The organism is Streptomyces sp. NPDC056224 (assembly GCF_042267665.1).
Classification (GTDB): domain Bacteria; phylum Actinomycetota; class Actinomycetes; order Streptomycetales; family Streptomycetaceae; genus Streptomyces.
The window spans coordinates 40,561-61,041 of the sequence record NZ_JBHJTK010000021.1 but is presented as its reverse complement, the minus strand read 5'-3'; the positions used below and the strand labels follow the sequence as shown (position 1 = coordinate 61,041).

Here is a 20,481-nt window from a genome sequence, read left to right as displayed (position 1 = left end):
GCGGCACCCCCCTCCAGTGACCCTTCGGGTCAGCGCTTCCCGGCCCCGGGGGCCTCGCCCTCGGCGCGCTCGGCGTCGGCCGGCGGCGCCGCCCCGGCCGGCGCGTCCTTCGTCAGGACGGTCGCCTTCGCCTCGGCGGCCTCCGGCTCCGCCGGGTCCCCGGCGCCGGACGCGTCGGCGGCCTTGCCCTCGCCGGTCACGGAGTCCTCCGGCTCCGCCGCGGCGGGGGCGTCGGTGCCCTTGCCCTCGGCGGCGGAGGCATCGGAGCCGGTGTCCGGCTCGACGACCTCCTCGCGGCCCGGCCGCAGCTTCGCCGACAGCACCAGGTAGACCACGGCGAGGACGAAGACGACGATCGAGGTCCAGACGTTCAGCCGCAGGCCCAGGATGTGGTGCGCCTCGTCGACCCGCATGTACTCGATCCAGCCGCGGCCCACGCAGTACGCGGCCACGTACAGGGCGAACGCCCGGCCGTGTCCGAGCCTGAAGCGGCGGTCGGCCCAGATCACCAGCAGGGCGACGCCGACGCACCACAGCGACTCGTACAGGAAGGTCGGGTGGTAGGTGCCCGCGACCCGGTTCGGGCCCTCGCTGATCTCCACCGCCCACGGCAGGTCGGTGGCCCTGCCGTACAGCTCCTGGTTGAACCAGTTGCCCCAGCGGCCGCAGGCCTGGGCCAGCGCGATACCGGGGGCCAGGGCGTCCGCCCAGGCCGGCAGCGGGATGCCGCGCAGTCGGCAGCCGATCCAGGCGCCCACCGCGCCCAGCGCGATCGCGCCCCAGATGCCGAGGCCGCCTTCCCAGATCTTGAAGGCGTCGACCCAGTTGCGGCCCTCGCCGAAGTAGAGCTGGTAGTCGGTGATCACGTGGTAGAGGCGACCGCCGACAAGGCCGAACGGCACCGCCCACACGGCGATGTCCGCGACCGTGCCCGGCTTGCCGCCGCGCGCGATCCACCGCTTGTTGCCGAGCCAGACAGCGACGAAGACGCCGATGATGATGCAGAACGCGTAGCCGCGGAGCGGGATCGGTCCGAGATGGATCACGCCGGTCGACGGACTGGGGATGTAAGCAATGTCCATGGCAGACCCGACGCTACCTTGCCGAGCGGGCACCACCGCAACCCGCCCGGCAAGCCGAAACCAAATCCACACCTGTCCCGGGCGTCGCTCAGCGCTCCCCGGGCCCTGACGAGGCACCCTTCGACGGCGTCCGCGACGGCGTCCTCGACGAGGCCTTCGACCCCGCGCCGGAACCGCCGGCCGGGGAAGCGGACGGCGAGGCGCCCCCCTTGGCCTTGGCCTCCACCTGCTCCTTCAGCTTCTGCGGGGTCACCGGATTGGCCTGGTCGGCGAAGATGTCCTTGCCGTCCAGCAGCACGCTCGGGGTGCCCCGGAACTTCCCGGCGGCGAAGGCCTCCTGCGATTTGCCCACCCACGAGTTGTGCGTGCCGTCCACGACGCACTTGCGGAACGCGAGGGTGTCCAGCCCGTCCACCTTTCCGGCCAGTTCCAGCAGCTTGGCGTTCTTCCCGTAGGCGTCGTCGACCTCCGACGGCTGGTTCTGGAAGAGGACGTCGTGGTACTCCGGGAACTTGCCGGCGTCCTGCGCGCAGGCCGCCGCGTTCGCCGCCTTCAGCGAGCCGCTGCCGCCCATGTTGCCGTCGATGAGCGTGACCAGGTGGTAGTCGACCTTGAGGAGCCCCGCGGCTTCCAGCTCGTGGACCGTGGCCCGGTAGTTGTCCTCGAAGGACTTGCAGGCGGGGCAGCGGAAGTCCTCCCACACGGTCAGGGTGGACTTGGCCCCGTCCCTGCCCGTGCGGATGGCCAGCGCGTCCTTGCCGGTGGCCCCGGAGGGGGCGACCACCGGCCCCGCCTTGCCGGCGCCGCCGTCCTTGCCGCTGTTGGCCGCGATCAGGCCGACGACGGCGGCCAGGCCGAGGACGCCGACCACCGCCGCCGACACGATGAGGGTCCGCCGGCGCTTGTCCCGGGTCTTCTGCCGCTCGCGCTCCACGAGGAGTCGCTCCCGGGCCGATCGTTTCGTCGCATCGCGGTTCGCACCGTCGTTCTTCTCGCTCACGTTCGGCCAAACGAAGCGGGGAGGCACTCGCGTGCCTCCCCGCTCCCACTTCCACCCGATCGGGCTACTGGGGGCGCCTCCCGGCGTCAGCCGGTGGACCGCTCGGATATGCGCCTCAGGTCAGCTCCTGCGTACGCCTTCCGCAAGCTCGCCCGCCAGCGACCGCACGGCGGCCAGCCCGGCCGCCAGGTCCGGCGCGTCCAGCAGCAGCTTGACGAAGGCCGAGCCGACGATCACCCCGTCGGCGAAGGAGGCGACCTCCTTGGCCTGGGCCGGGTTGGAGACGCCGAGCCCGACGCAGACCGGGAGCCCACGGCGGGCCCCCTCGGTGGCGCGGGTGCGCCGCACCAGCGCCTGGGCCTCGTTGCCGACGGATTCGCGGGTGCCGGTGACACCCATGAGGGAGGCCGCGTAGACGAAGCCGGAGCCGGCCGCCGTGATGGTGGCCAGGCGCTCGTCCTTGCTGCTGGGTGCCACGACGAAGACGGTCGCCAGACCGTGCTTCTCCGCGTGCTCACGCCACAGGGCGGACTCCTGGACCGGCAGGTCGGGCAGGATGCAGCCGGCGCCGCCCGCCGCCGCGAGCTCGGCGGTGAAGCGCTCGACGCCGTAGCGGTCGATGGGGTTCCAGTACGTCATCACCAGGATCGGGGCCCCGGTCGCCTCGTGCGCCTCGCGCACGGTGCGGATCACGTCGGCGATCTTGACCCCGCCGCGCAGGGCGATGTCGTCGGCGGTCTGGATGATCGCGCCGTCCAGGACCGGGTCGCTGTGCGGCAGGCCCACCTCGACCACGTCCGCGCCGCCCGCGATGACGGCCTTGACCGCCTCGATGGCGCCGTCGACGGTCGGGAAGCCCGCCGGGAGGTAGGCGACGAGGGCCGCGCGGTCCTCGGACTTGGCCTTGGCGAGCGTGTCGCTCAGCAGCTGGATGTTGCCCGTGCTCACTTCGACTCCCCCTGGGTGGCGTCGTACAGCCCGAAGTAGCGGGCGGCCGTGTCCATGTCCTTGTCACCGCGGCCGGACAGGTTGACGACCAGCAGGCCGTCCTTGCCCAGCTCCTTGCCCAGGTCGAGCGCGCCCGCGAGGGCGTGCGCCGACTCGATCGCCGGAATGATCCCCTCCGTGCGGGAGAGCAGGCGCAGGGCCTGCATCGCCGCGTCGTCGGTGACCGCGCGGTACTCGCCGCGGCCCGTGTCCTTCAGGTACGAGTGCTCCGGGCCGATGCCCGGGTAGTCCAGACCGGCCGAGATGGAGTACGGCTCGGTGATCTGGCCCTCCTCGTCCTGGAGGACGTAGGAGCGGGAGCCGTGCAGGATCCCCGGCTCGCCCGCGGTCAGCGTGGCCGCGTGCTCACCGGTCTCCACGCCGTGCCCGGCGGGCTCGAAGCCGACCAGGCGGACGCCGGCGTCCGGGATGAAGGCGTGGAACAGGCCGATGGCGTTGGAGCCGCCGCCGACGCAGGCCGCGACCGCGTCGGGCAGTCGGCCCGTGCGCTCCAGGATCTGGCGGCGGGCCTCGACGCCGATGACGCGGTGGAAGTCGCGGACCATGGCCGGGAAGGGGTGGGGGCCGGCGACCGTACCGAAGAGGTAGTGGGTCCGGTCCACATTGGCGACCCAGTCGCGGAACGCCTCGTTGATGGCGTCCTTCAGCGTCCGGGAGCCGGACGTCACCGCGATGACCTCGGCGCCCAGCATGCGCATCCGGGCCACGTTCAGCGCCTGGCGCTGGGTGTCGATCTCGCCCATGTAGATGGTGCAGTCGAGGCCGAAGAGCGCGCAGGCGGTGGCGGTGGCCACGCCGTGCTGGCCGGCGCCGGTCTCGGCGATGACCCGGGTCTTGCCCATCCGCTTGGTGAGCAGCGCCTGGCCCAGCACGTTGTTGATCTTGTGCGAGCCGGTGTGGTTGAGGTCCTCGCGCTTGAGGAAGATCCGCGCCCCGCCGGCGTGCTCGGCGAACCGGGGCACCTCGGTGAGGGCGCTCGGGCGGCCGGTGTAGTTGACCATCAGGTCGTTGAGCTCGGCCGCGAAGGCCGGGTCGCCCTTGGCCTTCTCGTACTCGACGGCAACCTCGTCCACGGCGGCGACGAGCGCCTCCGGGATGAACTTGCCGCCGAAGTCACCGAAGTAACCCTCGGCGTTGGGGACGTGACCCTCCGGGTCCGGGACGAAGAATTGGCTGGACATGCCAGTGCTCCTACGGGAACGGAATGCGACGAGTGGTTTTCACCGTATTGCGCCGTCCGCCCGCGACACGCACACCACCCCACGACGGGCGGCCGGTGCTGCCTGCGGGAAGGAGGACCCCCACCCGGAGCCGGTCGGCCCGGGTGGTGGACCGTACGGGGACACCCGGCGGGACGGTACGTCTCGTACCGTCGGCCGTGGCCCTCGTTACAGCGCGCCTCCGGAACGCCATCGCATGCCGTTGACCTGACCGGGCTCGGAGCCGATCACGTACCGGACCCGCCGCCCGTGCACACGCCGGGCCGGGGCGCGGCAGCCGCGGGGGCGGCAGCCGCGCGCCAGGGGCGCGTGCGCCGTCGGCACGGCGACCGGACCGCGGCGGGCTGCCTGCGGCACGTGCTGCGTGCTGACGGAGGGGCGGTCGTGGGTCATGGGATCGGTCAGCTCCGCCCGTGACGCAGGGCGGGGTGGGCGCCGGCGGCGACGAGGTCGGCCACGGCCGCCTTCGGGTCGCGGCCGGTCACCAGGGACTCCCCGACGAGGACGGCGTCGGCGCCCTCGTTGGCGTAGGCGATCAGGTCGTGCGGCCCGCGGATGCCGGATTCGGCGACCTTGACGATGTGGGCCGGGATCTCGCCGACGACGCGCTCGAAGGTGGAGCGGTCGACCTTGAGGTCCTTCAGGTTGCGGGCGTTGACGCCGATGATCTTGGCGCCGGCCGCAACCGCACGCTCGACCTCTTCCTCGTCGTGGACCTCGACGAGCGGGGTGAGACCGATGGACTCGGCCCGCTCGATGAGGGAGACGAGGGCCTCCTGCTCCAGGGCCGCGACGATCAGCAGCGCGAGGTCGGCGCCGTAGGCGCGGGCCTCCCAGAGCTGGTACGCGGTGACGATGAAGTCCTTGCGCAGGATCGGGATGTCCACGCGGGCGCGGACGGCCTCCAGGTCGGCCAGCGAGCCACCGAAGCGGCGCTGTTCGGTGAGGACGGAGATGACCGCCGCACCACCCGCTTCGTAGTCGGCGGCGAGCCCGGCCGGATCGGCGATCGCGGCCAGCGCGCCCTTGGACGGGCTGGAACGCTTGACCTCGCAGATCACCTTGACGCTGTCGCCGCGCAGGGCAGCGACGCCGTCCTTGGCCTGGGGCGCCTTGGCGGCACGCTCCTTGAGCTCGTCGAGGCTCACGCGCGCCTGCCGTTCGGCAAGGTCTTCGCGGACCCCTTCGATGATCTCGTCGAGCACACTCACGCGAGCGGCCCCCTTCCGGGTCGATGACGGTCGGCCGCCTTGCAGACACGTACAACTGCAAGGTCAGCAATCAAATGGTATCCGCAGGAGGCGTTGCCCTCCGCACCCGGTTGACGGCGTCCCAGTAACTGGACATTCGGAATCCGGGCTTCATCCGGGCCGCACACGGGGCTCAGGGCGCCAGTGCCGAGCCGAAAGAAAGATTTCGGACAACGGCGAACGTCAGGCCCATCACGCCGATGACCCACCAGTACGGCGGCCGCAAGGCGAGGCGGGGAACGGGCCCGCCGTTGTAGGCGCGAACCAGCCACAGGGTCATGAACCCCGCGAAGGCGAAGTAGCCGACGACAGCGAGGGCATTTGCCCCGAAAGCTGCGGCCAGATCGCCGTGGGCGAACGCGTGCGCGCTGCGCAGGCCGCCGCATCCGGGGCACAGGATTCCGGTCAGCCGCAGCAGCGGACAGACCGGGTAATGGCCCGGCTCGTTGGGATCCACGGTGCCCACATACGCAAAGGCCGCCGCGGCCGCGGCCAGCGTGAGCCCCGGGGACGTGAGCCGCCGGGCCCGGGGGACCCGTACGGCGGGCGCGGTCCGCGGCGGCGGGGCGTCGGGGGTGCGAGAGGCGTCCACCCGCCGATTCTCGCCGATCACGGCAACGGGCGCAGCACGGCGGAGCGGGATGGCGAAAGGCGCGGCCCGACCGGGCCGCGCCTTTCGGATCCTCGGTACCGCGCTCAGACCTTGGCGGGGACCTTGGAGGCGGCGATGGCCTCGGCGAGGTCCTTGTGGGCGGCCTTCGGCATGCCCATGCCCGCGGCCTTCATCGCGAGGCCGACGACACCGCCGAGTGCGACGACGACGAGACCGGCCCAGAAGCCCAGCGGGTTCGCGAGCACCATGAAGGCGCCGGAGATGCAGAAACCGATGAAGGCGATGATGACACCGGTCCAGGCGGCCGGGGTGTGTCCGTGGCTAGTGCCCGCCATGAGTTGCTCCTCGTTGGTCTGTCGCCGTGCTGTCGCGAAACGCGCGGCCTGTGTCGAACGCTCGGAGCCCATTGTCCCGCACGGGGCGGGGTCGCCGTCCACGGGGGTCCGTCAGCGGGTCGGGTCCTCGCCGCGGTCCAGAGCCTTCCACAGATCCTCCGGGCGGTCGGGATCCACCGGCGCGGGCCTGCGCGTACGGGGGCTGCCGTCCCGCTCGTAGCGCCCGCCCATCGCGGGCCAGCCGCGGCCGAAGCGCAGGGCCAGCAGGCCGGCGGCCAGGATCAGGGCCGCGCCGGCGGCCGTGACGTACGGCCACGCCGTCTGGGTCAGCCCCACCACCTGGGCCGCGGTGTCCGCGGTCGTACGGGCGGCCTCGGCGTCCAGGGCGCGGCGGCCGTCGGCGGCGAAGACCGCCGCCAGCGCGGCGCCCAGGCCGCTGAGCGCCAGCAGCCCCGACACCAGCAGCCGCCCCTTGCCGCGTACGGCGAAGACGGCGACCAGGGCGGCGAGCCCGACGATGGCCAGGGCCGCGGGCAGGCCGGTGACGGCCCGCCCGTCCGCGGTCAGCGCGAGCGAGTCGCCGCCCATCGCGGTGGTGCCCCGGGCCCAGATCCGGCCGGAGGCGAGCAGGACGACGGTGGAGCCGAGCGTGCCGAGCAGCAGGGCGACGGCCACGCTGCGGCGGCCGCCCCCGCTCTCGGGGGCCTCGGCGTCGGCATCGGTTCGGGGCGGGGGTACGGCACTCACGTACCCCACTATCCCCTACGTCCTCAGGAGCCGTGGAGGCGGTTCGCCGCTCCCACCGCGCGCAGCACGGCGGCCGCCTTGTTGCGGCACTCGTCGTCCTCCAGCTCGGGCACCGAGTCGGCGACGATCCCGGCGCCCGCCTGCACGTACGCCGTGCCGTCGCGCAGCAGCGCGGTGCGGATGGCGATGGCCGTGTCGGAGTCCCCCGCGAAGTCCAGGTAGCCCACGCAGCCGCCGTACAGGCCGCGCCGGGTGGGCTCCAGCTCCTCGATGATCTGCATGGCGCGCGGCTTGGGCGCCCCCGACAGGGTGCCCGCGGGGAAGCAGGCGGTGAGCACGTCGAAGGCGGTCCGGCCCTCGGCGACCCGGCCGGTGACGGTGGACACGATGTGCATGACGTGCGAGTACCGCTCGATGCTCATGAAGTCGACGACCTCGACGGAGCCCGGCTCGCAGACCCGGCCGAGGTCGTTGCGGCCGAGGTCGACGAGCATCAGGTGCTCGGCGCGCTCCTTGGGGTCGGCCAGCAGTTCCTCGGCGAGGTCGTGGTCCTCTTGCGGGGTGGCTCCGCGGTGGCGGGTGCCGGCGATGGGGTGGACCATGGCCCGGCCGTCCTCGACCTTGACCAGCGCCTCGGGGCTGGACCCGACCACGTCGAAGCCGTTCTCGAAGCGGAAGAGGTACATGTACGGGGACGGGTTGGTCGCCCGCAGCACCCGGTAGACGTCCAGCGCGGAGGCCTTGCAGGGGGTCTCGAACCGCTGCGAGGGCACGACCTGGAAGGCCTCGCCGGCGCGGATCCGCTCCTTCACGTCCTCGACGGCGGCCCGGTACTTCTCGCCGCCCCACAGCGCGGAGAACTCCGGGAGCTCGGAGGCGGGGAGCGGGGCCGGGACGTAGGGGGCGGGCCGCGCCAGGTCGGCCTCCATGGCGTCGAGGCGCGCCACCGCGTCGGCGTACGCCTCGTCCACGCCCGAGTCGAGGTCGTTGTGGTTGATGGCGTTGGCGATGAGCAGGACGGTGCCGTCCCAGTGGTCCAGGACCGCCAGGTCGGAGGTGAGCAGCATCGTCAGCTCGGGCAGCTCCAGGTCGTCGGCGGTGTGCTCCCCGATGCGCTCCAGGCGGCGCACGATGTCGTAGCCGAGGTAGCCGACCATGCCGCCGGTGAAGGGCGGCATTCCCCCCGCGAGGTCGCGGGTGGGGGTACCTCCCACGCCGCTAGGCGTAGGGGGAGTGTGCAGGGCCTCGACGGTGGCGCGCAGGGCTTCGAGGGGGTCGCCGTCGGTGGGCACGCCCACGGGCGGGGTACCGATCCAGTGGGCCCGGCCGTCCCGGACGGTCAGCGTGGCGTCGCTGCGCACGCCGACGAAGGAGTACCGGGACCAGGAGCGGCCGTTCTCGGCGGACTCCAGCAGGAAGGTGCCGGGGCGCTCGGCGGCCAGCTTGCGGTAGAGCCCGACGGGAGTGTCCCCGTCGGCGAGCAGCCTGCGGCTCACGGGGATGACGCGGCGGTCGGCCGCGAGCTTGCGGAACGAATCGAGATCCATGTGCGTGGGACCTGTCTAGTCGGCGTCGCGGAGGAGGACATCGTCGTCGAAGCAGGTGCGGGTGCCGGTGTGGCAGGCGGCTCCGACCTGGTCGACCTTGACGAGCACGGTGTCGGCATCGCAGTCGAGGGCGACGGACTTCACGTGCTGGAAGTGGCCGGAAGTGTCCCCCTTCACCCAGTACTCCTGGCGGCTGCGCGACCAGTAGGTACAGCGGCCGGTGGTCAGGGTGCGGTGCAGGGCCTCGTCGTCCATCCATCCGAGCATGAGCACCTCACCGGTGTCGTACTGCTGGGCGATGGCCGGTACCAGGCCGTCGGCGGAGCGCTTGAGGCGCGCGGCGATGGCGGGGTCGAGGTTGCCGGGGCGGGGGGACGTACTCATGCGGCCATTGTGCCGGGCCCGAATGCCGGGAACGGATCACTGTCCGCCTGATGGGCGGGCGCGAGGCGGGATCCGGCCGTAGGCTGGCCCGTATGTCTACCCATGCGAAGCGCGAACGACTGCTGCTGGCCGACCTGTTGGAGGCGGCCGGGCCGGAGGCGCCGACGCTCTGCGACGGCTGGAGCTGCCGGGAGCTGGCGGCGCACGTGGTCGTCCGGGAGCGCCGGCCGGACGCGGCGGGGGGCCTGCTCCTGAACGTGCTCAAGGCACGGCTGGACAAGGCGATGGCCGAGTACACGGCCAGGCCGTACGAGGAACTCATCCAGCTGATCCGGACCGGGCCGCCGAAGCTGTCGGTGTACGCCCTGAAGCCGGTCGACGAGGCGGCCAACGCGGTGGAGTTCTTCGTCCATTCGGAGGACGTGCGGCGGGCGCAGCCGGACTGGTCGCCGCGGGAGCTGGACCCGGTGTTCGCGGACTCCCTGTGGTCCCGGCTGGAGAGGCTGGCCCGGCTGACGGGTCGGCGCTCGCCGGTGGGCCTGGTCCTGCGGCGGCCCGACGGCCGCACGGCGGTGGCGCACAAGGGCGTCCCGGTGGTGACGGTGACGGGCGAGCCGGGTGAGCTGACCCTGTTCTCCTTCGGCCGCCAGGACGCTGCCAAGGTGACGCTGGACGGCGACAAGGAAGCCGTCTCGATGCTGGTGCGGGCGCGACTGGGCATCTAGAACGCTGGCGTCGGGGCGGGTGCACTTGGCGTGAACATTCCCTTGCCCTTGTCACATCGGGCGAGCTTAATGAAGCCTCGCGCGGTCACATGGTCGACGACACACGGGGGAAATCATGGAATCCGGCCCGGTCCCACCGCCACCGTTACCGCCCCGGCCGCCGGCGGCGCCACCGCCTGCGCCGCCGCCCAGAGCATCCGAGCTCGGTGTGGAGCTGCGCGTGGGCAAACGGCTGCTGTGGGTGGACGGCGCGGCCTATCCACTGCACAACGTCGTCCGGGTGCGCACTTTCCAGATCAAGCCCGACCGCGGGGAAGCCCTCCTCCAGTTCCTGAAGTGGCTCGGTGGCACGGCAGCGCTGATCATCGTGCTCCAGGTCGCCTCTGCGGACTCGGGGTCGTCCAGCAGCTCGGACTACCGCTCGGGCAACGCCGCGGACAGCCTGTGGACCCTCGGCGCCATCATGGCGGTCATCCTCCTCGTCCGGCTGGTCACCCAGCTGGCCGCGCCGTCCCGGCACGTTCTGTCCGTGGAGACGTCGGGCCCCTCCACCGCCCTGGTGACGCTGCCCGACAAGGAGCAGCTGCGGCAGCTGGTCCGGCAGATCGTCCACGCCATCGAGCACCCGGAGACCGAGTTCGCCGTACGCGTCGAACGTCTGAGCATCAATCCGAGCAACTACCACCTCGGCGACACCGTGAACATGTACGGCGGCATCGGGAACATGGGGGTCGTGAAGAAATGACCGGTGGCAACCACTACGGCGACATCGTCAACATGAACCAGGGAAGTGGCAACACCGGAATCGTGAAGAACCAGTTCCCGGCCGTCGCCCCGCAGCTGCCCGCCGACCAGCGGGAGGCCATCGCCGAGCTGATCCGGCTGCTCCAAGAGCTGCGCGGCCAGCTCCCGCCCGCCGCCGTAGAGACCGTCGACGGCTCCCTGCGCACGATCTCCTCCGCCGGCAGCACCCCGCAGGAGCGCCACGGCGCCCTGATGACCGTGGCCGGCGTCGCGGCGGTGATCGGCCCGCTCGCCCAGCCGGTCGTCGACGCGGTCCAGGCGATCCTTCGGCTGCTGGGTGCGGGATGAGGCGCGGGCCCGGCCACAGGCCGGGCCCGCCCGGTCTCAGCGGACCGGGTGGCCCGCCTCCCGGAGCGTGTCCTTGACCTGGGAGATCCGCAGGTCGCCGAAGTGGAACACCGAGGCCGCGAGCACCGCGTCCGCGCCCGCCGCGATCGCCGGCGGGAAGTGCTCCAGTTTGCCGGCGCCGCCCGAGGCGATCACCGGGACCGTGACGTGCCCGCGCACCGCCGCGATCATCTCGGTGTCGTACCCGTCCTTGGTGCCGTCGGCGTCCATCGAATTCAGCAGGATCTCCCCGGCGCCCAGTTCGGCCGCCCGGTGGGCCCACTCGACGGCGTCGATGCCGGTACCCCGGCGGCCGCCGTGGGTGGTGACCTCGAAGGAGCCCGACGCGGTCCTGCGGGCGTCGACCGACAGGACGAGGACCTGGCGGCCGAAGCGTTCGGCGATCTCCTGGATGAGCTCGGGGCGGGCGATGGCGGCGGTGTTCACGCCCACCTTGTCCGCGCCGGCCCGCAGCAGCTTGTCCACGTCGTCCGCGGTACGGACGCCGCCGCCCACGGTGAGCGGGATGAAGACCTGCTCGGCGGTGCGGCGCACCACGTCGTACGTGGTCTCGCGGTTCCCGGAGGACGCGGTGATGTCGAGGAAGGTCAGCTCGTCGGCGCCCTCCGCGTCGTACAGCTTGGCCATCTCCACCGGGTCACCGGCGTCGCGCAGGTTCTGGAAGTTGACGCCCTTGACGACCCGGCCGTTGTCGACGTCCAGGCAGGGGATCACCCGTACGGCGAGGGTCATGCCGCACCTCCGTACGCTTCCACCTCGACCTCGACGACCATGCTGGGGTCGACGAAGCCGGAGACGATGATCATCGTTGCGGCGGGGCGCACCGCGTCGAACAGTTCCTTGTGGGCGCGGCCCACCTCGTCCACGTCCCGGGCGTGGGTGAGGTACATCCGCGTGCGGACCACGTGCTCGGGGCCGAGACCGGCCTGTGCGAGGGCCTTGAAGGCGACGCCGAAGGCGGCGACGGCCTGGTCGTACGGGCCGTTGGCGTCGGCCGCGGTGCAGCCGGAGACCAGGACCAGGCCGTTCGGGAGCCGGACGGCGCGGGAGTAGCCGATGACGTCCTCGTAGGCGCTGCCGGAGGAGATGCGGCGCACCTCGGGAGTGCTGCTCATGCGGACACCACCTTCAGGGCTTCTTCCAGCGTGAAGGCCTTGGCGTACAGGGCCTTTCCGACGATCGCGCCCTCGACGCCCAGCGGGACCAGCTCGGCCAGCGCCCGCAGGTCGTCCAGCGAGGAGATGCCGCCGGAGGCCACGACGGGCCGGTCGGTGGCGGCGCAGACGTTCCTCAGCAGCTCCAGGTTGGGGCCGGTCAGGGTGCCGTCCCTGCCGATGTCGGTGACGACGTAGCGGGCGCAGCCCTCGGAGTCCAGGCGGGCGAGGGTCTCGTACAGGTCGCCGCCCTCGCTGGTCCAGCCTCGGCCCTTGAGGGTGGTGCCGCGGACGTCGAGGCCGATCGCGATCTTGTCGCCGTGCTCGGCGATCGCCTTGGCGGCCCACTCGGGGGTCTCCAGCGCGGCGGTGCCGAGGTTGACCCGGGTGCAGCCGGTGGCGAGGGCCGCGGCGAGCGAGGCGTCGTCGCGGATTCCGCCGGACAGCTCGACCTTGATGTCCATGGCGGCGGTGATCCCGGCGACCAGGTCGCGGTTGTCGCCGGTGCCGAAGGCGGCGTCCAGGTCGACCAGGTGCAGCCACTCGGCGCCGGAGCGCTGCCAGGCGAGGGCCGCCTCCAGCGGGGAGCCGTAGGAGGTCTCGCTGCCGGACACCCCGTGCACGAGGCGGACGGCCTGTCCGTCGCGGACGTCGACCGCGGGGAGGAGCTCAAGCGTCTTCTGCATCAGAGGGTCTCGATCCAGTTGGTGAGGAGCTGGGCTCCGGCGTCGCCGGACTTCTCGGGGTGGAACTGGGTCGCCCACAGGGCGCCGTTCTCCACCGCCGCGACGAACGGCTCGCCGTGGGTGGCCCAGGTGACGCGGGGGGCGCGGATCGCCGGGTTGGTGACCTCCAGGGTCCACTCGCGCGCCGCGTAGGAGTGCACGAAGTAGAACCGGGCGTCGGCGTCCAGGCCGGCGAAGGCCTGGCTGTCGGCGGGGGCCTCGACGGTGTTCCAGCCCATGTGGGGGACGATCGGGGCCCTGAGCGGGCCGACCGTGCCGGGCCACTCGTCGAGGCCCTCGGTCTCGACGCCGTGCTCGATGCCGCGCTCGAAGAGGATCTGCATGCCGACGCAGATGCCCATGACCGGGCGGCCGCCGGAGAGCCGGCGGCCGATGATCCAGTCGCCGCGGGCGTCCTTGAGGCCCTGCATGCAGGCGGAGAAGGCGCCGACGCCGGGGACGAGGAGTCCGTCGGCGTCCATGGCCTTGTCGTAGTCGCGGGTGATCTCGACGTCGGCGCCGACGCGCGCGAGGGCGCGCTCGGCGGAACGGACGTTGCCGAAGCCGTAGTCGAAGACGACGACGTTCTTGGTGGGACGGGTGGTTGCGGCAGTGCTCATGCCCAGATTCCTTGGATTCGCAGGACCCCGGCGGCCAGGCACATCGCCGAGGCGATGGCGAGCAGGAGGACGACCGACCTGGGCATCTGCTGCTTCTGGAAGGAGTAGACGCCTCCGGCGAGGAACAGGCCGAAGACGATCAGGATCGTGTTGAGCCCGTTCACGGCTAGAGGGCGCCCTTCGTGGAGGGCAGGATGCCGGCGGCGCGCGGGTCGAATTCGGCCGCGTAGCGCAGGGCGCGCGCGAGCGCCTTGAACTGGCACTCCACGATGTGGTGGGCGTTGCGCCCGTACGGGACGTGGATGTGCAGGGCGATCTGGGCCTGCGCGACGAAGGACTCGAAGATGTGGCGGGTCATCGTCGTGTCGTACGTGCCGATCATCGGCGCCATGTTCTCGGGCTCGGTGTGCACGAGGTAGGGGCGGCCGGACAGGTCGACGGTGACCTGGGCGAGGGACTCGTCGAGCGGCACGGTGCAGTTGCCGAAGCGGTAGATGCCCACCTTGTCGCCGAGGGCCTGCCTGAAGGCGGCGCCGAGTGCGAGGGCGGTGTCCTCGATGGTGTGGTGGGTGTCGATGTGCAGGTCGCCGTCGGTCTTGACGGTGAGGTCGAAGAGGCCGTGGCGGCCGAGCTGGTCGAGCATGTGGTCGTAGAAGCCCACGCCCGTCGAGACGTCGACCCGGCCGGTGCCGTCGAGGTTTATCTCGACGACGACCGAGGTCTCCTTCGTGGTCCGTTCGACCCGTCCGATGCGGCTCATGCGTGCTGCTCCTTCTTCAGTGCGCGAACCGCTTCCAGGAACGCGTCGTTCTCGGCCGGGGTGCCCGCGGTGACCCGCAGCCAGCCCGGTACGCCGTTGTCCCGGACCAGGACACCCCGGTCGAGGATCTTCTGCCAGGCGGTGTGGGAGTCCTCGAACCTGCCGAACTGGATGAAGTTCGCGTCGGACTCGGTGACCTCGTAGCCGATGGCCTGCAGTTCGACGACCAGGCGGTCCCGCTCGGCCTTGAGCTGCTCGACGTAGCCGAGCAGGGTGTCGGTGTGCTCCAGGGCGGCCAGCGCGGTCGCCTGGGTGACGGCCGACAGGTGGTACGGCAGGCGCACCAGCTGGACGGCGTCGACCACGGCGGGGTGCGCGGCCAGGTATCCCAGGCGCAGTCCGGCGGCGCCGAAGGCCTTGGACATGGTCCGGGAGACCACCAGGTTCGGCCGGCCCTCGATGAGGGGCAGCAGCGAGTCGCGGTGGCTGAACTCCACGTACGCCTCGTCCACGATGACCAGGGACGGCTTGGCCGCCTGCGCGGCCTCGTACAGGGCGAGGACCGTCTCGGCCCCGACCGCCGTGCCCGTGGGGTTGTTGGGCGAGGTGATGAAGACGACGTCGGGGGCGTTCTCGGCGATCGCCTGCTCCGCCGCCTCCACGTCGATCGTGAAGTCGTCCCGGCGCGGTCCGGAGATCCAGCCGGTGCCCGTGCCGCGGGAGATCAGCGCGTGCATCGAGTACGACGGCTCGAAGCCGATCGCGGTGCGGCCGGGACCGCCGAAGGTCTGCAGCAGCTGCTGGATGACCTCGTTGGAGCCGTTGGCGGCCCATACGTTCTCCCGCGCGACCGGGTGCTTGGCCGTACGGGTGAGGTAGGCGGCCAGCTGGGTGCGCAGCTCGACCGCGTCCCGGTCGGGGTAGCGGTTGAGGGTGCGGGCGGCGTCGGCGACGCGCTCGGCGATGCGCCGGACCAGCTCCTCGGGCAGCTCGTACGGGTTCTCGTTGGTGTTCAGCTGGACGGGTACGTCGAGCTGCGGGGCGCCGTACGGGGTCTTGCCGCGCAGCTCGTCCCGGATGGGGAGGTCGTCGATGCCGGTCACGCCTGGGGGACCTTCCATCCGAAGCGCGCCTTCAGGGCGGCGCCGTGCGCGGGCAGGTCCTCGGCCTCGGCCAGCGTCACCACGTGGTGGGTGACCTCGGCGAGGGCGTCCCGCGTGTAGTCGACGATGTGGATGCCGCGCAGGAAGGACTGCACGGACAGGCCGGAGCTGTGGCAGGCGCAGCCGCCGGTGGGCAGCACGTGGTTCGACCCGGCGCAGTAGTCGCCGAGCGAGACCGGGGCCCACGGGCCGACGAAGATCGCACCGGCGTTGCGTACGCGGGCGGCCCAGGCGGCGGCGTCGGCCGTCTGGATCTCCAGGTGCTCGGCGCCGTAGGCGTCGACGACCTTGAGGCCGTCCTCCAGGGTGTCGACCAGCACGATCGCGGACTGGCGCCCGGCGAGCGCGGGCTTGATCCGGTCCTCGACGTGCTTGGTGGCCGCGACCTGCGGCTCCAGCTCCTGCTCGACGGCGGTCGCGAGCTCCTCGGAGTCCGTGACGAGGACGGCGGCGGCCAGCGGGTCGTGCTCGGCCTGGCTGATCAGGTCGGCGGCCACGTGCACCGGGTCGGCGGTGGAGTCGGCGAGGACCGCGATCTCGGTCGGGCCGGCCTCGGTGTCGATGCCGATCTTCCCGGTGAAGTAGCGCTTGGCGGCGGCGACCCAGATGTTGCCGGGGCCGGTCACCATGTTCGCGGGAGCGCACTCGTCGGTGCCGTACGCGAACATCGCGACGGCCTGGGCGCCGCCCGCCGCGTACACCTCGTCCACGCCGAGCAGCGCGCAGGCGGCGAGGATCGTCGGGTGGGGCAGGCCGTCGAACTCGACCTGCGGCGGAGAGGCCAGTGCGATCGACTCGACGCCCGCCTCCTGCGCCGGCACGACGTTCATCACGACGGAGGACGGGTACACCGAGCGGCCGCCCGGGGCGTACAGCCCCACGCGCTCGACCGGAACCCACTTCTCGGTCACCGTGCCGCCGGGGACCACCTGGGTGGTGTGCTCGGTGCGGCGCTGGCCGCGGTGCACGATCCGGGCGCGCCGGATCGACTCCTCCAGGGCGGCGCGGACGGCCGGGTCGAGCTCGTCGAGGGCGGTCTTGAGGGCCTCGGCGGGCACCCTGACCTGCTCCAGCTTCACCCCGTCGAACTTCTGCGCGTACTCGATCAGCGCCGCCGTGCCACGATGATGGACGTCCTCGCAGATGGGCCGCACCTTCTCCAGGGCAGCTTCCACGTCGAACTCGGCACGGGGCAGCAGATCGCGCAGGGCGCCGCCCTCGGGGAGGGCGTCACCGCGCAGGTCGATACGAGAGATCACCTCCCAATTCTCTCAGACCGCCTCGTGCCGCCGTTCGCCCGTATCACTGGCTGATACACGCCCCGGATGTCACAGGTGCCCGTTAGCTTGGATCTACACGTAGTGACAGCGGAGGGGGGCCGCCATGACCGAGGCACGCGCGGATGCGGGGACCGGGCCACCCGCCGGTACCGGGGCACCCGCCGACACCGAGGCGCGCGCGGGCGAGGAGCCGGCCGACCTCTCCGCCGCCGAGCGCCGCATGTGGGGCGCCTACCGCACGGGCAGCGTCTGCGACCTGCGCGTCCGCGTCGGCGACCGGGACGATCCGCACGCCCCGCACGTCTGGGGCCCCGAGCGCAGCGTGCGTGCCCAGGTGGTGGCCCTGCTGCTGCTCCACGGTCCGCCGCCAGTACCGGGCCGGGTGGCCTCGCTGAAGCTGCGCGGCGTACGGATCACCGGGCGGCTCGACCTGTCCGGGGGCACGGTGAGCCCGTACGTGGAACTGCAGTCGTGCAGCTTCGACAGCGAGATCCAGCTGTCCGAGGCCCGTTTCGGCACCCTGCGCCTGGTGAACTGCGCGATCCCCCGGCTGGAGGCGGCCCGCCTGCACACCGAGGGCGATCTGCACATGCCGCGCTGTCGGGTGGCCCGGGGCATCCGGCTGACCGACGCCCAGATCGGCACCGACCTGCTGATCAGCCAGGCGGTGGTGCAGAAGGACGCCAAGGGGCGGGCGATCACCGCCGACGGGATGTCGGTGGCGCAGGACTTCCAGGGCGAGCTGCTGGAGACGTACGGGGAAGTGAGTCTGCGCGGCGCGAAGGTCGGCGTGTCGATGAACCTGCGCGGGGCCCGTCTGCGCAACCCGTACGGGCGGTACGCGCTGAACGCGCCGCAGCTGACCGTCGAGCGGACCCTGTACCTGACCTCGATCGCCCTGGACTACGTCCCCGGATCGAACTCGTCCACTCCCCCGTACGGACTGGGGCTGACACCGACGCGCGGTCAGCCGTCGCAGCGCTTCGAGTGCCGCGGCGGGCTGCGGATGGACGACGGCCGCTTCGGCGACGCCATCGACTTCTACGGGGCGCGCTTCGTGCTCACCGACGAGCAGGAGATATCCCTGCGCCGGATCCAGACTCCCGAGTTCCGCTTCGTCGGGGAGCGGCCGGAGCGCGGGCGGGTCGTCGTGTCGGGGGCCAAGGTGGTCAAGCTCGTCGACTCCTCCACCAGCTGGCCGGGCCCGGGCGGGGTGTCGATCGAGGGCTTCGTCTACGAGAACCTGGCCCCGCGGGGCCACTTCCCCCTGGCCCGCCGGCTGGCGTGGGTGGAGGCGGCCACGCCCGAGTACTCGCCGGAGCCGTACGAGCGGCTGGCCGCCGTACTGCGGGCCAGCGGTGAGGACGCGGACGCGCGCGAGGTGCTGCTGGCCAAGCAGCGCCGCCGCCGGGCGACCCTGCCGCCCGCGGCCAAGGCGTGGGGCTACGTCCAGGACTGGACGGTGGTCTACGGGTACCGCCCCGGCCGGGCCGCGCTGTGGATGGCGGTGCTGTGGGCGGCGGGCGCGCTGCTGTTCTCCCAGCACCAGCCGCCCCCGATCAAGGAGGACGAGCACCCGAAGTGGGATGCCGCCCTGTACGCCCTGGACCTCCTGCTCCCGGTGATCGACCTCGGTCAGCAGGGCCAGTGGAAAGTGGAGGGCGGCTGGCAGTGGGGGGCGGCGGTGCTGGTCCTGCTGGGGTGGATCCTGGCCACCACGGTGGCGGCGGGCGCGTCGCGACTGCTGCGGCGGGGGTGACGGGGATGGGGCGGGTCGGCCCCCGGCCATTACCCTGTGCCTCGTGACCACCGTTCGCCTGCCCCTCTTCCCCCTGAACTCGGTGCTGTTCCCGGGACTCGTCCTCCCGCTGAACATCTTCGAGGAGCGTTATCGCGCCATGATGCGCGAGCTGCTGAAGACGGGCGAGGACGAGCCGCGCCGTTTCGCGGTCGTCGCCATCCGTGACGGCCGCGAGGTCGCCCCGACCGCGCCCGGCCTGCCCGACCCGACGGCCCTGCCCGAGCGCGGCCCCGCCGCGGGCTTCGGCCCGGACCCGGTCCAGGCCTTCCACCGCGTGGGCTGCATCGCGGACGCGGCGACGATCCGGGAGCGTGAGGACGGCAGCTTCGAGGTCCTCGCGACGGGCACCTCGCGGGTCCGGCTGATCTCGGTCGACGCCTCGGGCCCCTTCCTCACGGCGGAGCTGGAAGAGCTCCCGGAGGAAGCGGGCGAGGGCGCGGGGGCCCTGGCCGAGGGCGTGCTGCGGGCCTTCCGCGCCTACCAGAAGCGGCTGGCCGGAGCCCGCGAGCGGTCCCTGACCGGCGCGGAACTCCCCGACGAGCCGTCGGTGGTCTCGTACCTGGTGGCAGCGGCGGCGGTGCTGGACATCCCGGCGAAGCAGCGGCTGCTCCAGGCCCCGGACACGGCGACCCGCCTGGCGGAGGAGCTCAAGCTGCTGCGCGCGGAGACGGCGGTGATCCGCCATCTCCCCTCGCTGCCGGCGGTGGACCTGACCCGTACCCCGACGAGCCCGAACTGATGGCGAAGAAGAAGCCGGCCGGGACGCCGGCGATCGTGGCCCTCACCGCGGCGGGCGCCGAGTTCACCACGCACGCGTACGAGCACGACCCGGCGCACCCCTCGTACGGCGAGGAAGCCGCTTCGGCGATGGGCGTCCCGCCCGCCAGGGTCTTCAAGACGCTCGTCGCGGAGGTGGACGGGGTCCTGACGGTGGCGGTGGTCCCGGTCTCGGGCTCGCTGGACCTGAAGGCCCTCGCCTCGGCGGTGGGCGGCAAACGGGCGGTGATGGCCGATCCCGCGCTGGCGGAACGCACGACGGGCTACGTCCTGGGCGGCATCTCCCCGCTCGGCCAGCGCAAGCGGCTGCGTACGGTGATCGACGCCTCGGCCTGCGACCACCCGACCATCTGCTGCTCGGCGGGCCGCCGCGGCCTGGAGGTCGAGCTCTCCCCGTCGGCGCTGACCGCCCTGACCGGGGCCACGCTGGCCCCCATCGCCCGCCCGTAGCCGTCGGCGGGGCCCCCGGCGGACCCGCCGACGGGGGTCAGGGGCGCGGAGGCTGCGGCGCCGACGGGTCGGCGTGGACGTGCGGCGGCGGGTAGACCGCCCAGGCGGGCTCCGGGTCCGGATCCCGCGGGGACCAGAGGGCGGTCAGGCCCAGGTGGACCACGACGGCCGTCATCGGCCAGACCAGCAGCACCCCGTGGGCCAGCATCTGCAGCGGAGCGTCGAACGGAACGCCCTTGCCCGCCTTCAGCGCGGCGGTCGCCAGGTCCGAGGAGGGCCCCAGCCACAGCCCGAACCGCCACCCCACCAGCGCGGCGAAGAGGGACCCGGCGCCGAGCCCGATCACCAGCGGCACGCCCCCGGCCCGGCGCCACAGGAAGGCGCCGACGGCACTCAGTGCGCCCAGCCCCGCCGACAGCAGGAAGAAGGTCCCGTCGGCGCCGATCCGCGCCTCGCTCTCGCTGTTGCGCAGGAACACCGCCTCCCCGTTGGAGACGTACAGCACCCGCGGCGCCAGCCACACCCACAGCAGTCCGAGGAGCAGGCCCGCCACCCCGACCACCAGGGCGACGGCGGCCCCGTCCCGGATGTCCTTGGGCGTGATGGCCGCCCCGGCGGCCCCCGGCTTCTCGGGCGGGAGGGGCGGCGGGTCGAAAGGAGACTGCGGGGTCACGGCTTCGGTCACCCC

The 20,481-nt window shown here is 72.4% G+C and carries 26 protein-coding genes; 6 read left to right on the top strand and 20 right to left on the bottom strand.

The features are described 5' to 3' along the window. Nucleotides 1–29: 29 nt before the first annotated feature. The 11 genes from lgt to hisI form a co-directional block, all read right to left on the bottom strand. On the bottom strand, nt 30–1,082 hold the full coding sequence (lgt, locus tag ACFCZ1_RS23300) for a prolipoprotein diacylglyceryl transferase (RefSeq protein ID WP_376680196.1): 1,053 nt from the start codon (nt 1,080–1,082) through the stop codon (nt 30–32). A gap of 88 nt (nt 1,083–1,170) precedes the next feature. After that, nucleotides 1,171–2,082, bottom strand: coding sequence for a DsbA family protein (locus tag ACFCZ1_RS23295; RefSeq protein WP_376680195.1), 912 nt, complete (start codon nt 2,080–2,082; stop codon nt 1,171–1,173). Nucleotides 2,083–2,202: 120 nt separating this feature from the next. Further along, nucleotides 2,203–3,030 (bottom strand): tryptophan synthase subunit alpha, encoded by an 828-nt coding sequence (trpA, locus tag ACFCZ1_RS23290; protein ID WP_376680194.1) that lies wholly within the window; start codon nt 3,028–3,030, stop codon nt 2,203–2,205. Next, nucleotides 3,027–4,271: a tryptophan synthase subunit beta gene (gene trpB, locus ACFCZ1_RS23285; protein WP_376680193.1), complete on the bottom strand. Its 1,245-nt coding sequence runs from the start codon at nt 4,269–4,271 to the stop codon at nt 3,027–3,029. Before trpB ends, trpA begins: the two co-directional genes overlap by 4 nt. Nucleotides 4,272–4,478: 207 nt before the next feature. Continuing rightward, nucleotides 4,479–4,703 carry a tryptophan biosynthesis modulator TrpM gene (trpM, locus tag ACFCZ1_RS23280; protein WP_376680192.1) on the bottom strand — a complete coding sequence of 75 codons (225 nt, stop codon included), beginning with the start codon at nt 4,701–4,703 and terminating at the stop codon, nt 4,479–4,481. A gap of 8 nt (nt 4,704–4,711) precedes the next feature. Beyond that, nucleotides 4,712–5,521, bottom strand: coding sequence for an indole-3-glycerol phosphate synthase TrpC (gene trpC, locus ACFCZ1_RS23275; RefSeq protein WP_214932893.1), 810 nt, complete (start codon nt 5,519–5,521; stop codon nt 4,712–4,714). Nucleotides 5,522–5,693: 172 nt separating this feature from the next. Next, nucleotides 5,694–6,173, bottom strand: a complete 480-nt coding sequence (locus ACFCZ1_RS23270; protein ID WP_376680191.1) for a DUF2752 domain-containing protein — start codon at nt 6,171–6,173, stop codon at nt 5,694–5,696. An 83-nt stretch (nt 6,174–6,256) separates the two neighbouring features. Then, the gene (locus ACFCZ1_RS23265; protein ID WP_376680190.1) at nt 6,257–6,508 is read right to left on the bottom strand and encodes an HGxxPAAW family protein; all 252 of its coding nucleotides are present in this window, start codon (nt 6,506–6,508) and stop codon (nt 6,257–6,259) included. Between the two features lie 111 nt (nt 6,509–6,619). Then, nucleotides 6,620–7,264 carry a TIGR02234 family membrane protein gene (locus ACFCZ1_RS23260; protein ID WP_376680189.1) on the bottom strand — a complete coding sequence of 215 codons (645 nt, stop codon included), beginning with the start codon at nt 7,262–7,264 and terminating at the stop codon, nt 6,620–6,622. A 14-nt stretch (nt 7,265–7,278) separates the two neighbouring features. After that, a complete protein-coding gene (locus ACFCZ1_RS23255) occupies nt 7,279–8,802 on the bottom strand; it encodes an anthranilate synthase component I (RefSeq protein ID WP_376680188.1) in 1,524 nt (507 codons plus the stop codon). Nucleotides 8,803–8,817: 15 nt separating this feature from the next. After that, on the bottom strand, nt 8,818–9,186 hold the full coding sequence (gene hisI / locus ACFCZ1_RS23250) for a phosphoribosyl-AMP cyclohydrolase (protein WP_376680187.1): 369 nt from the start codon (nt 9,184–9,186) through the stop codon (nt 8,818–8,820). A 92-nt stretch (nt 9,187–9,278) separates the two neighbouring features. Here hisI and ACFCZ1_RS23245 point away from each other — a divergent pair, with 92 nt between their 5' ends. From ACFCZ1_RS23245 to ACFCZ1_RS23235, 3 genes are all read left to right on the top strand, one after another. Beyond that, on the top strand, nt 9,279–9,911 hold the full coding sequence (locus tag ACFCZ1_RS23245; protein WP_376680186.1) for a TIGR03085 family metal-binding protein: 633 nt from the start codon (nt 9,279–9,281) through the stop codon (nt 9,909–9,911). A gap of 220 nt (nt 9,912–10,131) precedes the next feature. Beyond that, nucleotides 10,132–10,656, top strand: a complete 525-nt coding sequence (locus tag ACFCZ1_RS23240) for a DUF6232 family protein (protein WP_376680185.1) — start codon at nt 10,132–10,134, stop codon at nt 10,654–10,656. Continuing rightward, complete coding sequence (locus ACFCZ1_RS23235; protein ID WP_376680184.1) at nt 10,653–11,003, top strand: hypothetical protein; 351 nt, start codon at nt 10,653–10,655, stop codon at nt 11,001–11,003. Before ACFCZ1_RS23240 ends, ACFCZ1_RS23235 begins: the two co-directional genes overlap by 4 nt. A 36-nt stretch (nt 11,004–11,039) precedes the next feature. On the opposite strand, the gene hisF is transcribed toward ACFCZ1_RS23235, so the two are convergent. From hisF to hisD, 8 genes are read right to left on the bottom strand one after another with little or no spacing between them, the layout of a single operon-like run. Beyond that, nucleotides 11,040–11,795 carry an imidazole glycerol phosphate synthase subunit HisF gene (gene hisF, locus ACFCZ1_RS23230; protein ID WP_376680183.1) on the bottom strand — a complete coding sequence of 252 codons (756 nt, stop codon included), beginning with the start codon at nt 11,793–11,795 and terminating at the stop codon, nt 11,040–11,042. Beyond that, nucleotides 11,792–12,178: a RidA family protein gene (locus ACFCZ1_RS23225; RefSeq protein ID WP_376680182.1), complete on the bottom strand. Its 387-nt coding sequence runs from the start codon at nt 12,176–12,178 to the stop codon at nt 11,792–11,794. Before ACFCZ1_RS23225 ends, hisF begins: the two co-directional genes overlap by 4 nt. Beyond that, complete coding sequence (priA, locus tag ACFCZ1_RS23220; protein WP_376680181.1) at nt 12,175–12,903, bottom strand: bifunctional 1-(5-phosphoribosyl)-5-((5-phosphoribosylamino)methylideneamino)imidazole-4-carboxamide isomerase/phosphoribosylanthranilate isomerase PriA; 729 nt, start codon at nt 12,901–12,903, stop codon at nt 12,175–12,177. Before priA ends, ACFCZ1_RS23225 begins: the two co-directional genes overlap by 4 nt. Continuing rightward, entirely contained in the window at nt 12,903–13,562 is a 660-nt protein-coding gene (gene hisH / locus ACFCZ1_RS23215; protein ID WP_376680180.1) for an imidazole glycerol phosphate synthase subunit HisH, read from the bottom strand. The genes priA and hisH overlap by 1 nt, the downstream gene beginning before the upstream one ends. Further along, complete coding sequence (locus tag ACFCZ1_RS23210; protein WP_376680179.1) at nt 13,559–13,726, bottom strand: hypothetical protein; 168 nt, start codon at nt 13,724–13,726, stop codon at nt 13,559–13,561. The genes hisH and ACFCZ1_RS23210 overlap by 4 nt, the downstream gene beginning before the upstream one ends. A 2-nt stretch (nt 13,727–13,728) precedes the next feature. Further along, complete coding sequence (gene hisB / locus ACFCZ1_RS23205; RefSeq protein ID WP_376680178.1) at nt 13,729–14,322, bottom strand: imidazoleglycerol-phosphate dehydratase HisB; 594 nt, start codon at nt 14,320–14,322, stop codon at nt 13,729–13,731. Next, a complete protein-coding gene (locus ACFCZ1_RS23200; RefSeq protein ID WP_376680177.1) occupies nt 14,319–15,443 on the bottom strand; it encodes a histidinol-phosphate transaminase in 1,125 nt (374 codons plus the stop codon). Before ACFCZ1_RS23200 ends, hisB begins: the two co-directional genes overlap by 4 nt. Beyond that, entirely contained in the window at nt 15,422–16,744 is a 1,323-nt protein-coding gene (gene hisD / locus ACFCZ1_RS23195) for a histidinol dehydrogenase (protein WP_376680176.1), read from the bottom strand. Before hisD ends, ACFCZ1_RS23200 begins: the two co-directional genes overlap by 22 nt. Nucleotides 16,745–16,985: 241 nt before the next feature. Here hisD and ACFCZ1_RS23190 point away from each other — a divergent pair, with 241 nt between their 5' ends. The 3 genes from ACFCZ1_RS23190 to ybaK are packed head-to-tail and all read left to right on the top strand — an operon-like array spanning nt 16,986 to nt 19,793. Continuing rightward, complete coding sequence (locus tag ACFCZ1_RS23190) at nt 16,986–18,524, top strand: oxidoreductase (RefSeq protein WP_376680252.1); 1,539 nt, start codon at nt 16,986–16,988, stop codon at nt 18,522–18,524. 43 nt (nt 18,525–18,567) lie between these two features. Then, entirely contained in the window at nt 18,568–19,305 is a 738-nt protein-coding gene (locus tag ACFCZ1_RS23185) for an LON peptidase substrate-binding domain-containing protein (protein ID WP_376680175.1), read from the top strand. Next, complete coding sequence (ybaK, locus tag ACFCZ1_RS23180) at nt 19,305–19,793, top strand: Cys-tRNA(Pro) deacylase (RefSeq protein ID WP_376680174.1); 489 nt, start codon at nt 19,305–19,307, stop codon at nt 19,791–19,793. The genes ACFCZ1_RS23185 and ybaK overlap by 1 nt, the downstream gene beginning before the upstream one ends. 37 nt (nt 19,794–19,830) lie before the next feature. Here the strand turns inward: ybaK and ACFCZ1_RS23175 are convergent, their stop codons facing one another. Next, nucleotides 19,831–20,478: a hypothetical protein gene (locus ACFCZ1_RS23175; protein ID WP_376680173.1), complete on the bottom strand. Its 648-nt coding sequence runs from the start codon at nt 20,476–20,478 to the stop codon at nt 19,831–19,833. Nucleotides 20,479–20,481 lie beyond the last annotated feature (3 nt).